At 36.8% G+C, this 12,942-nt stretch carries 14 protein-coding genes; 2 read left to right on the top strand and 12 right to left on the bottom strand.

Annotated features, from left to right (window positions below; all coding sequences use genetic code 11):
• Nucleotides 1–25: 25 nt before the first annotated feature.
• The 5 genes from MHB48_RS06100 to MHB48_RS06080 all read right to left on the bottom strand — a co-directional run bounded on the left by MHB48_RS06100 (nt 26) and on the right by MHB48_RS06080 (nt 6,396).
• A complete protein-coding gene (locus tag MHB48_RS06100) occupies nt 26–1,669 on the bottom strand; it encodes a class II aldolase/adducin family protein (RefSeq protein ID WP_342600632.1) in 1,644 nt (547 codons plus the stop codon).
• 117 nt (nt 1,670–1,786) lie between these two features.
• A complete protein-coding gene (gene lsrB, locus MHB48_RS06095) occupies nt 1,787–2,836 on the bottom strand; it encodes an autoinducer 2 ABC transporter substrate-binding protein LsrB (RefSeq protein WP_340918991.1) in 1,050 nt (349 codons plus the stop codon).
• 32 nt (nt 2,837–2,868) lie between these two features.
• Nucleotides 2,869–3,825 carry an autoinducer 2 import system permease LsrD gene (locus MHB48_RS06090; RefSeq protein WP_342601308.1) on the bottom strand — a complete coding sequence of 319 codons (957 nt, stop codon included), beginning with the start codon at nt 3,823–3,825 and terminating at the stop codon, nt 2,869–2,871.
• Nucleotides 3,826–3,844: 19 nt separating this feature from the next.
• Nucleotides 3,845–4,852 carry a sugar ABC transporter permease gene (locus tag MHB48_RS06085; protein ID WP_342601307.1) on the bottom strand — a complete coding sequence of 336 codons (1,008 nt, stop codon included), beginning with the start codon at nt 4,850–4,852 and terminating at the stop codon, nt 3,845–3,847.
• Nucleotides 4,853–4,860: 8 nt separating this feature from the next.
• A complete protein-coding gene (locus MHB48_RS06080; protein WP_342600631.1) occupies nt 4,861–6,396 on the bottom strand; it encodes a sugar ABC transporter ATP-binding protein in 1,536 nt (511 codons plus the stop codon).
• 531 nt (nt 6,397–6,927) lie between these two features.
• Here MHB48_RS06080 and lsrK point away from each other — a divergent pair.
• Both lsrK and MHB48_RS06070 read left to right on the top strand, forming a co-directional pair.
• The gene (gene lsrK, locus MHB48_RS06075; RefSeq protein ID WP_342600630.1) at nt 6,928–8,493 is read left to right on the top strand and encodes an autoinducer-2 kinase; all 1,566 of its coding nucleotides are present in this window, start codon (nt 6,928–6,930) and stop codon (nt 8,491–8,493) included.
• A gap of 15 nt (nt 8,494–8,508) precedes the next feature.
• A complete protein-coding gene (locus tag MHB48_RS06070; protein ID WP_342600629.1) occupies nt 8,509–8,862 on the top strand; it encodes a cupin domain-containing protein in 354 nt (117 codons plus the stop codon).
• A gap of 229 nt (nt 8,863–9,091) precedes the next feature.
• Here MHB48_RS06070 and MHB48_RS06065 read toward each other — a convergent pair whose 3' ends face one another.
• From MHB48_RS06065 to MHB48_RS06035, 7 genes are all read right to left on the bottom strand, one after another.
• Nucleotides 9,092–9,952, bottom strand: a complete 861-nt coding sequence (locus tag MHB48_RS06065) for a DUF421 domain-containing protein (protein WP_342600628.1) — start codon at nt 9,950–9,952, stop codon at nt 9,092–9,094.
• Between the two features lie 22 nt (nt 9,953–9,974).
• A complete protein-coding gene (locus MHB48_RS06060) occupies nt 9,975–10,181 on the bottom strand; it encodes a DUF1657 domain-containing protein (RefSeq protein ID WP_342600627.1) in 207 nt (68 codons plus the stop codon).
• Nucleotides 10,182–10,193: 12 nt separating this feature from the next.
• Nucleotides 10,194–10,544, bottom strand: coding sequence for a stage V sporulation protein AE (spoVAE, locus tag MHB48_RS06055; protein ID WP_340918976.1), 351 nt, complete (start codon nt 10,542–10,544; stop codon nt 10,194–10,196).
• Nucleotides 10,545–10,546: 2 nt separating this feature from the next.
• Complete coding sequence (spoVAD, locus tag MHB48_RS06050; protein WP_342600626.1) at nt 10,547–11,560, bottom strand: stage V sporulation protein AD; 1,014 nt, start codon at nt 11,558–11,560, stop codon at nt 10,547–10,549.
• Complete coding sequence (spoVAC, locus tag MHB48_RS06045; protein WP_342600625.1) at nt 11,560–12,039, bottom strand: stage V sporulation protein AC; 480 nt, start codon at nt 12,037–12,039, stop codon at nt 11,560–11,562. Before spoVAC ends, spoVAD begins: the two co-directional genes overlap by 1 nt.
• Nucleotides 12,040–12,058: 19 nt before the next feature.
• Nucleotides 12,059–12,532: a YhcN/YlaJ family sporulation lipoprotein gene (locus MHB48_RS06040; protein WP_342600624.1), complete on the bottom strand. Its 474-nt coding sequence runs from the start codon at nt 12,530–12,532 to the stop codon at nt 12,059–12,061.
• Nucleotides 12,533–12,609: 77 nt separating this feature from the next.
• On the bottom strand, nt 12,610–12,816 hold the full coding sequence (locus MHB48_RS06035) for a DUF1657 domain-containing protein (RefSeq protein ID WP_342600623.1): 207 nt from the start codon (nt 12,814–12,816) through the stop codon (nt 12,610–12,612).
• Between the last annotated feature and the right edge of the window lie 126 nt (nt 12,817–12,942).

Genomic DNA, 12,942 nt, shown 5'->3' with positions numbered 1-12,942 from the left:
CTCCGAATCAACTTGTTAGGAAAAATCAATTTCCCAATAAAGAAAGAATCCCTTCTAATGCAGTTTGATTTGCTGTTGCATTAATAATACTAGTGGCATTCAACGCATGATGTTCATCCAAATTTAGGGTACTTTCATCTGTTTTCAGAATGAAACCTGTCATTTCTTGCATGTCAAATACTTCATTTAATTTAATAACGTGATCCTTGGATAACGCTGCATTTTCCCCTAAAATTACACCATCTAACCCACCGTAATGTAAGATTGCTTTTTGAATTGCTTGTTCCACATGATTACCATCCATTAACTTGATTTGATTTTTATAAGTATCTAACATAACGCTAAGGTTTTCCGTGTAATCGGCTACCGCTACAATATGTGCGCCTTTTTTTAGTAGTTTTTTCAACATTAGTTCTTCATGATGATTATTTATGCCAATGACGATAAAAATGTATCCTGCCAAATTTGGAACTGCTGGTGAAAGCGTTAGCTTATATAATTCAAGCGGCCAATAATCAATGTCGAAAGCTTCTTCTTCTGTCAGGTTTTTTGACGAGTGAAATATGTCGAGAACATTCGCAGTCGCTTCATGCGAATGCCTTGCGATTTCTATATTTCTTTTTGCATTATCTAGAGAGATTCCTGCACCGAAACAGCCTACAGCAGGTATTAGACCTACTTTAGGATCAATATTATCATGCATATCATAACCTTTTGGTAGTCTGCTTTTAAACTTAATGAAAAAATTTGTATACCTTTCTCGGTAGGATTGAATGGCATGTTTACAATCATCATTTTCCGAAATCACCAGTGAGTCTTTTCCTATTCTTAAAATATGCTCAAGTGTGGATCTTCCACCAGTTGCGATTTGTTCCACATCTTTTCGATTTGCGATATTCAGCTGATTCTCATCAATCGTAATAATTTGTTTCTGCTTTTGAGAGAGTTGTCCACGTAAACGCAGAAGGAGTTTCGTGATCTTATCAGTCGTTAATTTCTCTTGACTTTCTGTTTCTTTTTTGGATTTATGGCTGTTAATATATGCTTTTGCTTTCTCTTCTAATTCAATTGTTTTTAAATAGGATTCTTCATGTGTATTTCCCCAAGTAACAAGCCCATGATGCTCCAATACAACCGCATAACTAGTTGAAAATTGTTGTACTACTTTAGAAAGCTTAAATCCAGGTCGATAGTAAGGAACAAAAGCAACGTCTTTACCTAATATTTCATGTATGATTTCTTCCGCATTTTCATGATTGGTTAATGTGCAGATTGCATCAGAGTGTACATGGTCGACATGTAATGCGTCGATAAATGCGTGAAGTAATGTTTCAATGGAAGGTCTTCGTTCTGCAGCACTTACCATACAATTAGCGAGATAATCCACCATATCTTCATCTGACATGTTTTCTAACTCTAATAAAGGAAGTAATTCTTCCAAATAAAGTCCAGAAAAATCTTGTTCTGTAATTGTCTTTAAATCACAACCGCTTCCTTTAATACGAAGAATCGTGCGTCTTCTCCCTAAGTGGTCTATTTCCTCCATCTTACTGGAGGTATTTCCTCCTCCATATAAAACAAGGTTAGGATCTATCCCCAATAGTTTAGATCGATTAACTAACTTACTAATATTACTTTCCCCTGGAATTGTAAAAGGTTGATTGACCATGAAACCCCCTCCTTCTCCTTCTTAATTAACAAAACAGCTTTAACCCAAAGAAAATGAATCATAATCATAGGGTAGAAATGAGTACAGGACTATTTCTACCCTATGATGGAAATTCAATTAGAAATCGTAGTTATCAATATTCTCTTTCGTAAATGTAACTCGTTCTGGTAGTAAAATAATTCCGCTATCATCCGCAGTATATTCATAACCTTGAATGGTGTTTGGTTCAATCGTAACTTCACCAATTCCAGGTACATCAAATGAATCTCCTACTTTTAATTCTTTTCCTTCTACTGTCATCAAGTAAGCTACATAAGTAGCAATAGCCCCTTGTTGTTTGACATCCCATAAGCCAAATTGTTTAACTGTATCCCGTTTTACATAGTCTCTCATAACATTAGGAGTGGAAAATCCTGTAATAATTACTTCTCCCGCTTTATCTAGATTTTCAGCAGCCTGCGCCATCGCCGGTAAAGCAGTTGCGTCTGGAGCTAAGATTGCATCAATATCAGGATATGTTGTTAAAATACTTTCTCCAATTGTTAATGATTTTTGTGCATCATTTTCACCATATTGTGTGGTGACAATTTCCCAGCCCGGATGTTTTTCAGCAATATATTCCTTTGCTTTTTCAACCCACTGGTTTTGGTCTGTAACCGTCGGACTTGAATAGAAAAAGGCTACTTTTGCATTTTCCTTGTCTAATTGATCAGCAGCCATATTGACCAATAGTTCTCCCAATTGAGTAGGAGTTCCTTGGTTGATATAAAAAGATCTATGTTCTGGACTCACGTCGGAATCCCATGTAAGAATTTTGACGCCACGTTCTTTTGCACGATCTAAAGCCTGATTCAACCCATCCACCGATGTAGAAGAAACCATTAATGCATCGTATCCTTGATTAACAAAATTATTAATATACTTTACTTGCTCAGCAACCGACGCTTCACTAGGGCCATCGTATTTGAATTCAACACCCAATGAATCTGCCATTTCTTCTGCTCCTAATCCTCCAGAAGTAAAAAATCCTACACCTGTCAATTTCGGAATGAAGGCTAATTTTACATCTTCTTTATTAACAGCTTCTTTTTCCTTATTACTACAAGCAGACACAATTACAAGAATTAGAGCGAAGATGAATACCAAAAACAGTTTATTGTTCTTCATAACATAAACTCCTCCTCTAGTATAATCTTCAATCAAGTAGCCTTTGTAGTAGAGCTTTGGTTCTTTGGAAACCACTTTTTCACATGATTTATATTAAAACGTCTCATTACAACAGCTACAATTAGCATAACTCCAACAATAATCGTTGTTTGTTCACTGGACATACCAGAAAGTTGGAGGCCGTAGTTCATCATACCAACCACTATGCTCGCAATTACAGTTCCTAAAACTGTACCCCTTCCCCCCAATATACTTGTTCCACCAAGCACGACTGCCGTTATGACTGGCAAAATTGCTTGTGCCCCTAAATCAGATCTTGCAGAACTGAAATAGGAAGTTAATATTATGCCGCTTATACCACCCCCTAAACCGGCTAGCATATAGGTGCTCATGACAATCCATCTCGTCGCTATGCCGCTATATTTAGCAGCTTTACTATTGATGCCGACTAAATATACATTACGGCCATATTTGGTGAAGTGAAGTAAAGCGCCAAAAACGATTAATATAAATAGAATTAGCCATATTGAATTGGGAAGTCCTAATGTAATTCCATTTGCAATTTGAACAAAGGAATTCGGAAATCCACTAATCCCTTCAAATCCAGTAGCACTGGAACCACCCGAAATCACCAAAGCTATTCCTGCGAACAAAAACATAGTACCCAAAGTCACAACGAGCGGTTGCACATCGGTAAATGCTACAATTAAGCCATTGAGTAAGCCAGCTAAAGTACAGACAATTAAAGCTACAAGAAGCGCAAGCCAAATATTGAGGCCACCCATCCATAGAACTCCAACAGTAATGGAAGAAAGCCCCATAGTAGAACCCACAGAAACATCAATCCCGCCAGTAATGATAACAAAGGTCATCGGAATTGCAGCGAGTCCAATATAAGCGAAGTCATTCATACTAAATAGTAGATTTTGTACATTTAAGAAACCAGGCGTCAGCAGACCGAAAAAGATTAATTCCCCTACTAAAAACATAAACAGGAAAAGCTCCCATTTAAGTAATAGCCTTAGTTTGCTTTTCACGTTCAGTTTCCTCCAAACTATTTTTTGGATTTTTACTGGATCGTTCATTTAAATATTTTTGAAACCTTGAATCCCCAACAACGATAACAATAAGTAATAAACCTGAAATGGCACTATTCCAATAAGCTGGAATTTTCATGAATACTAGTGAACTATTAATGACTGTGAAGAAAATAGCTCCTAATCCAGCTCCTGCGACGCTACCCACTCCGCCAGTAAGAGCAACTCCCCCTAACACTGCGGCTGCAATTACTTGAAGTTCAATTCCGCTGCCGGTTTGATTTGAAACGAATCCAATATTCATAACAAAGATAAGAGCGGCGATCGATGCAGATATACCCGACAACATAAACGCAAGAACTTTTACGAAGTTCACTGGCAAACCTACTAATTGTGCACCGTCTGTATTATCACCAACCGCATAAAAGTATCGACCAAATTTTGTTTTTGATAAGAAAAGGTACGAGATGAATACTAAAAAGGCACCTATCCACACAGGATAAGGGACACCTAGCATTTCCATTCTCGCAATTTTTTTGTAGTAATTCGGTATATTTTCAATCCACATTCCTTTTGTATAGAGGAGCATGAGACCTCGAACTACTCCTAACATTCCCAATGTCATGATAATGGCAGGAATTTTTAAATAAGATACACCGATTCCATTTACGAACCCGATGACGGCGCCGATACATATGACTGAAAAAACCACTACGCCTAAATTCGCACCACTTGCGAGTAGTGTTCCACAGACTGCCGCTGACAAACCCAATATAGAACCAACCGAAACATCAATATTGGAAGTAAGAAGAACAAACGACTGACCAATAGCCATTACCAATAATATAACGCTTCCATTTACGATCAATATAATCGAATCTATATCCGTGAACTGACTATTTATAGATCCAACGAAAACGAAGTAAACTATCATTAAAAGGATGATGGATAATTCTCTTACTTTCATTATTTGATACAGGAGTGATTTCACGCAATCACATCCTTTTTTACGCCAAAGGCTGCCGAAGTGATGCTATCGACCGTAAGTTTTTCTTTCTCTATTTCCATCTCGATTTTTCCCTCATGCATGACAAGTACTCGGTCACTTAGTTCTACAATTTCTTCTGTGTTCGATGAAATCAGTAAAACGGCTAATCCTCTTTCTTTCAACTGATTGATAATATGGTAGATATCCGCTCTAGCACTTGCATCTATTCCCCGAGTAGGTTCATCGAGCATAATTACTTTTGGATTAGTAGCTAAATATTTTGCGAGTACAACTTTTTGCTGATTGCCACCTGATAAATCGCTTAATTCTTGATTTGTACCTTCTGTTTTAATTTTTAAGTCTTCCACATATTTACTCGTGATTGCATTTTCTTTCTTAATCGGAATAAATAATCCATGTAACCGATTTAATAAGGTCGAGGTGATATTTTTTCGAACAGATGTAATTTTAAAAATTCCATGCGCGTGACGATCTTCCGGAACATAAGCCAACCCAAGATCCATTACTTTTCGAATGGAAACATTTTTAATTTTTTTACCGTTCAATATAATTGTGCCAGAATCGAATTTTTCCATACCAAAAATCGCTTCAGCTATCTCTGTTCTACCAGCTCCAACAACACCCGCAATCCCCAGTATTTCTCCCTCTCGTACCGAAAATGATATATTCCTAAATTTTTTTCCGTAGAGAGAATCTATTTGTAAAACGGTTTCTCCCATTTTTTCTATAGAAGGCTGGATCGCCTTTATATTGTTAGTGAGGCTGTCTCGTTCACTTTTTTTCAGTAAACTTTTTTTCATATTTGCAGGCACTAGACCATCTAACAAGCGTTCGTAGGAAAATTCAGATATAGGTCCTTGGGCAGAAATCCTTCCATCTCTTAGGACTGCAACTGAGTGGGATAACTCAAAAATTTCAGAGAATCGATGCGTAATATAAATAATTCCAATCCCGTTATCGGAAAGCTGCTTAATCGTATCGAAAAGCGAGTTAATCTCATTGTGCGTCAAGGTTGAAGTCGGTTCATCTAGGATTAATATCTGAGCCTCCCGAACAAGTCCTCGTAAAATTTCAACAAGCTGCTGTTCAGCAATTGATAGTGTTAACCCTAATCGGTTAATATCTAGATTCCATCCCACTCGGTCGATTACTTGTAGGATTTTCTTTCTCAGGTCTTTTTGTTTACCATTTCCTTTGAGCCCCATCGTAATATTTTCTTCAATCGTCATATTCGGGAAAATTAAAGGCTCCTGTGGTACTAAATAGATCCCATGTTTATGGGCATCACTAGGATTTGCAAAACGTACTATTTTTCCATTAATTTTCAGTTCCCCACTATCGGCTTTATAAAGGCCTGTAATGATTTTCATTAATGTCGATTTACCAGCACCATTTCCACCAACAACTGCATATATTTCGCCTTTTTTCAGCGTAAAGTTAATCCCCAATAAGACATGATTCCCATTAAATTGTTTATGCAAATCTTCTATTTCTAATAAATACACTTCCGACAAGGTAGGTCCCCTCCTTCGAATTCAAAAAATCGAACAAAATCAAATACATCATTACAATTTGACCAATTTCTGAATCGCGAAAATGTGAATTATATATTTGGATTATATTTTATATAAAGCGCTTACATTCATTAGAATCCAAACAATTTTTTGGGGGAATTCTTCATTTAGAAAATATTTATAGGAATAGTTGAATATGTTGAATAACGAGAGTGGTCAGGACTTTTGCTGCTCTAATTTATGCGATTTCCTCCCCCTTTATCACTTCTACTGAAAAATTGAAGAGCAATTTCTATCCAAATCTTCCGCTACAAAAACCCGTGGACTTGCATTCCTTTCAAAATAGGTATTTGGGTTTCATCCAAAAATGAACCACTAAATAAACTAACACTTAATAATATGACATACATAACCAATGGTACTGGAGGAAAGAAAAAGTTCGACCAACCTGAAAGGGGGATATAGATCAAATTTAATTACTCATGCAGAAACAGCTTCACATATACTGACTTTTTAGGAGGAATGAACGAAATGAATTTTCTTCTAGCATTTGACGCAGGGACCGGTAGTATTAGAGCTGTTTTATTTAATGAAAATGGCGAGCAAGTTTGTGTCTCGCAACAAGAATGGACACATCTTCCCGACTCGAATTATCCAGGTTCCATGAATTTTGACTACATTAATAACTGGAATTTAATCATTCTGTGTATAAAAGAAGTATTAACAAAAGCAGAGATCAATCCAAAATCGATAAAAGCAGTTAGTGCAACAAGTATGCGAGAAGGATTTGTACTTTATGATGAAAAGGGTTGCGAAATATGGGCGTGTGCGAATGTAGATGCGCGTGCGGGTGGAGAAGTCGAAGCACTTAAACGTCAAAATAGCGATCTGGAGACTATTAATTACAAATTATCCGGCCAGACTTTTGCTTTAGGCGCGGTTCCAAGATTAATGTGGTTGAAAAATCATCAGCCAGAAATATACGAGAAAGTCTCTGCGATTACGATGCTTAATGATTGGATTTTGTATAAATTGTCCGGAGTACTGCAGGCTGATCCTTCCAATGGTTGTACAACTGGATTGTTCGATTTAACACGAAGAAATTGGTCTGAGGAAATAACGGAATTATACGACATAGATAAAGAGATTTTCACTAGTGTGAATGAAGCAGGAACAGTTATCGGTCACATTAATCTGGAGGTAGCAGAGTTAACAGGATTGAGCGAAGAAACGCTCGTTGTAGCTGGGGGCGGAGACGCTCAATTAGCATCAGTTGGCGTAGGAGCAATTGAAAAAGGGCAAGCTATTGTTTCTGGAGGATCCTTTTGGCAACAAGAATTAAATATCGATAAGCCGATTGTGGATCCAAACTGTCGAATCCGAATTAATTGTCATGCGATTCAAGACTTGTGGCAAATAGAAACAATTGCTTTTTTTCCTGGCATTGTTATCAAATGGTTTAGGGATAGTTTCTGTGACAAAGAAGTAGAGGAAGCAACAAAAATAGGGAAAAATTTTTATGAAGTAATGGACGAAAAAACGAAGAATGTACCTGTTGGATCATATGGAGTTATTCCAATTTTTTCGGATATAATGAATTTTATTTCATGGAGACACGCAGCTCCTTCGTTTATCAATTTAAGTTTGGATCCTGAAAAGTCTGGTAAACATGTGCTATTTAGATCACTGCAGGAAAATGCAGCGATGGTGACTTTAGGGAATTTGAAAATTATTGAAGAAGTGACCGGGCATTATCCAAAAGAAATCATTTTTGCAGGTGGAGCATCTAATAGCAAGTTATGGTCTCAAATTCTCGCAGATATGTTAGGCGTGCCCGTGAAAGTTCCAGAAATCAAGGAAGCAGCTGCTCTTGGAACAGCATTATATGCCGGTGTGGGCGCATGTATATTTGATAACATTTCTGATGTAGTTCGAAAGGTTGTCAAATTTGAAAAGAAATATGAACCAAATATGGAACACCACCAAATATATCAGGAACTTTACAAAACTTGGCGTAGCGTGTATATCGAGCAGTTAAAATTGGCAGATAGAAAAATAACCGAGCATATGTGGAAAGCTCCAGGTATAACTATTTGAGAGGAAGTGTTTTCAATGAAAAAAGTGCATGAAAACGATTTTGAATATCGTTTTAAAGACCATGGTCCGAAATATCTAACTAGAGGCCCTAACGTAGATATTGGAATCGTCGTTTTAAAGCCTGGGCAAGACTTCCAAAATCACTACCATACTACCTGTGAAGAAATCTTTTATATTCTGGAAGGCGAAATTGACTTCTATATTAATAATGAAAGAGTAAAAGTAAAACCTGGAGATATGATACAGTGCGCGCCAAAAGATACACACTATTTGATAAACACATCAGATAGTAATTTTAAGGCCCTTTTTGTTAAATCACCCTATATTTCTGAAAGAGATGTTGTAACTGTGGAGAATCCTATTATTTAAAATGTGAGAGATTCATCTCATAAAGTAAGCAGCTGGAGATACAATTTCGGCTGCTATTTTGCATTTATATAAACTGTAAATTTGGGTACAAAGCATTTCAAAACTCAAGGTTTTTAATGAATGAAGCGTTGCTTTTTTGGATAGTGTCTCACCATTAATTACAACTAATACATATAGAATAGGTTGTGAGTAGGAATTACTAAACAAGGAGTGACATTATCCGATACAATTAACTTTTTAATATATGGGTAACTTTATCAATAGCATTTTGTAGTTTTTCACTATTTTTTGCATATAGTTGCTTAGCATCTTTATTTTCAGTTGCAAGAGCAAATAATTCTAAGTCCGCTTGGCATTTTTTCATCGTCGAAAGCATTAATGGCCTTTCCTGCGGAGATGGAACTTGAAGCTTATCATCAAAAACATCAACCGTTAATTCCCCATAAGAGTTTACTTGTCCAATAAATACGTTTTCAATTGTAACCCCTAGTTTTTCTATTTCTGTCTTTAACCATCCTCGACTATACCCTATGGTTGAAAGAGGCTCATCTAAAATCTTGCCATCCATAATGACAGTCTGAGGCTCCTTTATTGAAGCTACTTTCATGTTTAAATCCTTTGGTGTTAAAGGTTGATTTTCTTTTTTCAGCATGACAGATAAATTACCTGTTGCTTCTAAAACCGCATATTCCACATCAGACACCTGAAAGACATCCTTATCTCGAAGTAATGCTAACATTTCGTCCACTGTATATCTTTCCTTCTTCAAATTATCTTCCATAACTTTTCCGTCTTTGATGAATATAGTCCCCTTGCCTTCTGTAAAATCGCGAAAATTTTTACTTTTCAAAGAAATGAGACCACCTAAAAATGGGATAAATGCAACTATTCCAATCCCTAACAACCCTAAATATATGTCTCCATCTAATCCCATAATACTTTCTCCTGCTATGCTTCCAATGGTTATTCCGGTTATATATTCAAAGAGAGAAAGTTGAGCTATTTGTTTTTTACCTAGTGCCTTGGTAACGAAAAAAAGAAAAGTGACAAACAATACTGATCGAACCACGACATCTAGCCATTCAGGCATGATTAAAAGACCTCCTTTTTACTTAATATCCTTTATATTGATATTCTTCATTTTCCAATTCTCCAACCCTTTTTTTCAAATCTGCTACTATTTCGCTCACTACCATCATTGTTTCATGTAGGATTTGTTTAGATTCATTATCTTGTGTCCGTTCTGCTAAATTGGATAGGCTACCTTCTACTCCTTTGAGACTAGCTAGACATTGTTTGACATCCGAAACTACCGTCATCTTCCATCCTCCTCATCCCTTAGGTTTGAATATCAAAGCACCTATCATGCCAAAAACAATGGCAGATGAAATACCCGAACTTGTTACTTCGAACATCCCTGTAAGGATACCAACTAAGCCGTGTTTATCAGCTTCTGCCATCGCCCCATGTACCAGTGAATTACCAAAGCTTGTAATAGGCACTGTAGCTCCTGCACCAGCAAAATCAATCAATGGTTCATATAAACCTACCCCATCTAAAATGGCACCAACTACTACAAGGGTACTTAACGTATGTGCTGGTGTAAGTTTAAACACATCAAACATAATTTGACCAATTACACAAATCAAGCCACCAACAACAAAAGCCCAAAAAAAGATCATATCTATTCTTCACCCCCGTATTCAATCGATACCGCATGTGCAATACAAGGAATTGTTTCTTGTTGCTGGAAAGTTAGGGGTGATAATAAAGCTCCCGTAGCTACTACTAACATTCTCTTAAATTCACCTTTTTTCATACGATTTAATAAATGACCATATACTACCGTTGCTGAGCACCCCGCACCGCTAGCTCCTGCTAATACCGGTTGTCCTTCCCGATAAATCATGAGTCCACAATCTTGGTATTGTTCTTCCGTGATAGGGATTCCATGCTTTTTGAATATATCCAATGAAGCTTCATGTCCTATTTTGCCGAGGTCACCTGTTACAATTAAATCGTAATAAGAGGGATCAACGTTTCGTTCCTTTAAATGCGCCTCGATGGTATCAACCGCAGCTGGTGCCATAGCCCCTCCCATATTAAAAGGATCAGTTAACCCCATATCAATGACGCGACCTATCGTGGCAGAAGTTACACGTGGTCCTTCTCCGGTTTTACTTAACAAAGCCGCACCAGCACCTGTCACTGTCCATTGTGCAGTCGGTGGTTTTTGTCCACCATATTCAGTTGGATAGCGAAACTGTTTTTCAACGGCAGTGTTATGGCTTGAAGCTCCTGTTAATAAATATTTGGCCCCATTTGTGTTAATAATATAGGCCCCTAGAGCCAATCCTTCCATAGATGTTGAACAGGCACCAAACAAACCGAAATAGGGAGCTCCAATGGTTCGACTTGCGAAACTTGTAGGGGTAATCTGGTTAATCAGGTCACCTGCTAGAAGAAATTGAACTTGTTCCTTTTGGATTTCTCCTTTTTCGAGTGCTTTTTGACAAGCTTCCTCAAAAAGAATTTTATGTGCTTTTTCATAGGAATCTTGCGCGAGCCATAAATCGGAATGCAGGAGATCAAAATCATCTGCTATAGCTCCATCTGCTTCAAATGGCCCTCCAACTGTTCCAGTGGATATAATCACAGGTTTTTGATCAAAAATCCAAGTACGATGACCTGCTAACATTACAAACCACCCCACTGTATAAAAATTGTTTTGATCAAAGATATGATAAATGCGGAAAATACGCCAAATAAAATCACGGAACCGGCAAGTTTAAACATGTTACCACCTACCCCTAACACAAATCCTTCTGTTCTGTGTTCAATTGCGGCAGATATAATAGCATTTCCAAATCCAGTAACTGGAACAGCAGTCCCCGCCCCTCCAAATTGGGCGATTCTATCATAAACACCAAATCCCGTAAGAAGCATTGCAATAAAAACTAAAGTTCCCACCGTTGGATTACCTACCGTTTGATCTGTAAAATCAAAATAATAAATATAAAATGTTGAAATTAGCTGACCGATTAGACAGATAAGACCACCGACTAAAAAAGCTTTTATGCAATTTTTAACTACTGGTCTTTTTGTTTCGTGTTTTTTTTGAAGTTCTTGGTATTCCTGTTGCACTGGTGTTAATTGTTTCTTTTTATTATTCGACATTTAGCAAGCCTCTCTTTCTCTATGATTGTTCTTTCATGAGACTTTTGATTTTTTTAATATCTTTTTCTAAATCTTTCATACTCAAGGTATTCTTTTGGAGTTTTCCTTGCAGCTTGACAAGTTCAACATACATTTTTTGATCTGCCGAAACTAAAATTTTATAATTAGGATACAGTTTTTCCAGATTTGATTTTATGTTCTTCTCAACTTTTTTTAATTGAAAACGATCAAATTGTTTTACTTTTATGGCTACTAATAGCTCTTTATCTGTATTCACAGCCATTACATCCGAAATTTCATCTTCCATGCTGACATTTTCAGTTGCTTGATTGGCAACGGATTGACTGATTGGCTTACTTATTTTCACCTGCGAAACATTCAAATCCTCATTGGAATCAGTATTCTGATCCTGATTTCCATTACAACCTGTGCATAATCCGATAACCATTAATATTAAAAGACCAACTTTCAAATTTTTTATTTTGGATATCATGATTTCACCCCTGTGTTTTATCATTATTGTTAGAAATAAAGGTTGGTTAATTCAACCAACCTTTGTCTCCTTTTTAATTATTCCTGTCTGTACTGAGGTTCTTCTTGTTGAATTTCTTGAAGACGTGGTTCAACACTGTCTACAATAGCTTGGGTTTTGATAGCAGCATCTTGATAAAGCGCCTTCGCTTGTTGATTATCTGTACTTAAAGCAAATGTTTCAAAGCTAGCTTGAGCAGTCTTCAATCCTGCTAGAACAGTCTTAATATCGTTAACTACTGTCATGAATAACACCTCCTTATATCTTTTGAGTTCTAAACTCTAAAGAATGTACTCATTTCCAATTTTTATTTATCAATTGGCCCAAATGAATCCTTGGATATTTTGCCCATTTCTTTACCAGTTTATACT

It is taken from the genome of Psychrobacillus sp. FSL H8-0483 (assembly GCF_038637725.1).
Taxonomy (GTDB): Bacteria; Bacillota; Bacilli; order Bacillales_A; family Planococcaceae; genus Psychrobacillus.
The sequence above is the reverse complement of the archived record's forward strand: the minus strand, read 5'-3'. Positions and strand labels throughout refer to the sequence as shown.

Excerpts from the sequence above, each read along its gene's own strand:
- MHB48_RS06070 (WP_342600629.1), top strand. The coding sequence starts at position 8,509 with ATGAAAAAAGTGCATGAAAACGATTTTGAATATCGTTTTAAAGACCAT.
- MHB48_RS06065 (WP_342600628.1), bottom strand. The coding sequence starts at position 9,952 with ATGCCTGAATGGCTAGATGTCGTGGTTCGATCAGTATTGTTTGTCACT.
- spoVAE (WP_340918976.1), bottom strand. The coding sequence starts at position 10,544 with ATGATCTTTTTTTGGGCTTTTGTTGTTGGTGGCTTGATTTGTGTAATT.
- MHB48_RS06090 (WP_342601308.1), bottom strand. The coding sequence starts at position 3,825 with ATGTTTTTAGTAGGGGAATTAATCTTTTTCGGTCTGCTGACGCCTGGT.
- MHB48_RS06060 (WP_342600627.1), bottom strand. The coding sequence starts at position 10,181 with ATGACGGTAGTTTCGGATGTCAAACAATGTCTAGCTAGTCTCAAAGGA.
- lsrK (WP_342600630.1), top strand. The coding sequence starts at position 6,928 with ATGAATTTTCTTCTAGCATTTGACGCAGGGACCGGTAGTATTAGAGCT.
- lsrB (WP_340918991.1), bottom strand. The coding sequence starts at position 2,836 with ATGAAGAACAATAAACTGTTTTTGGTATTCATCTTCGCTCTAATTCTT.
- spoVAD (WP_342600626.1), bottom strand. The coding sequence starts at position 11,560 with ATGTTAGCAGGTCATCGTACTTGGATTTTTGATCAAAAACCTGTGATT.
- MHB48_RS06100 (WP_342600632.1), bottom strand. The coding sequence starts at position 1,669 with ATGGTCAATCAACCTTTTACAATTCCAGGGGAAAGTAATATTAGTAAG.
- spoVAC (WP_342600625.1), bottom strand. The coding sequence starts at position 12,039 with ATGTCGAATAATAAAAAGAAACAATTAACACCAGTGCAACAGGAATAC.
- MHB48_RS06040 (WP_342600624.1), bottom strand. The coding sequence starts at position 12,532 with ATGATATCCAAAATAAAAAATTTGAAAGTTGGTCTTTTAATATTAATG.
- MHB48_RS06035 (WP_342600623.1), bottom strand. The coding sequence starts at position 12,816 with ATGACAGTAGTTAACGATATTAAGACTGTTCTAGCAGGATTGAAGACT.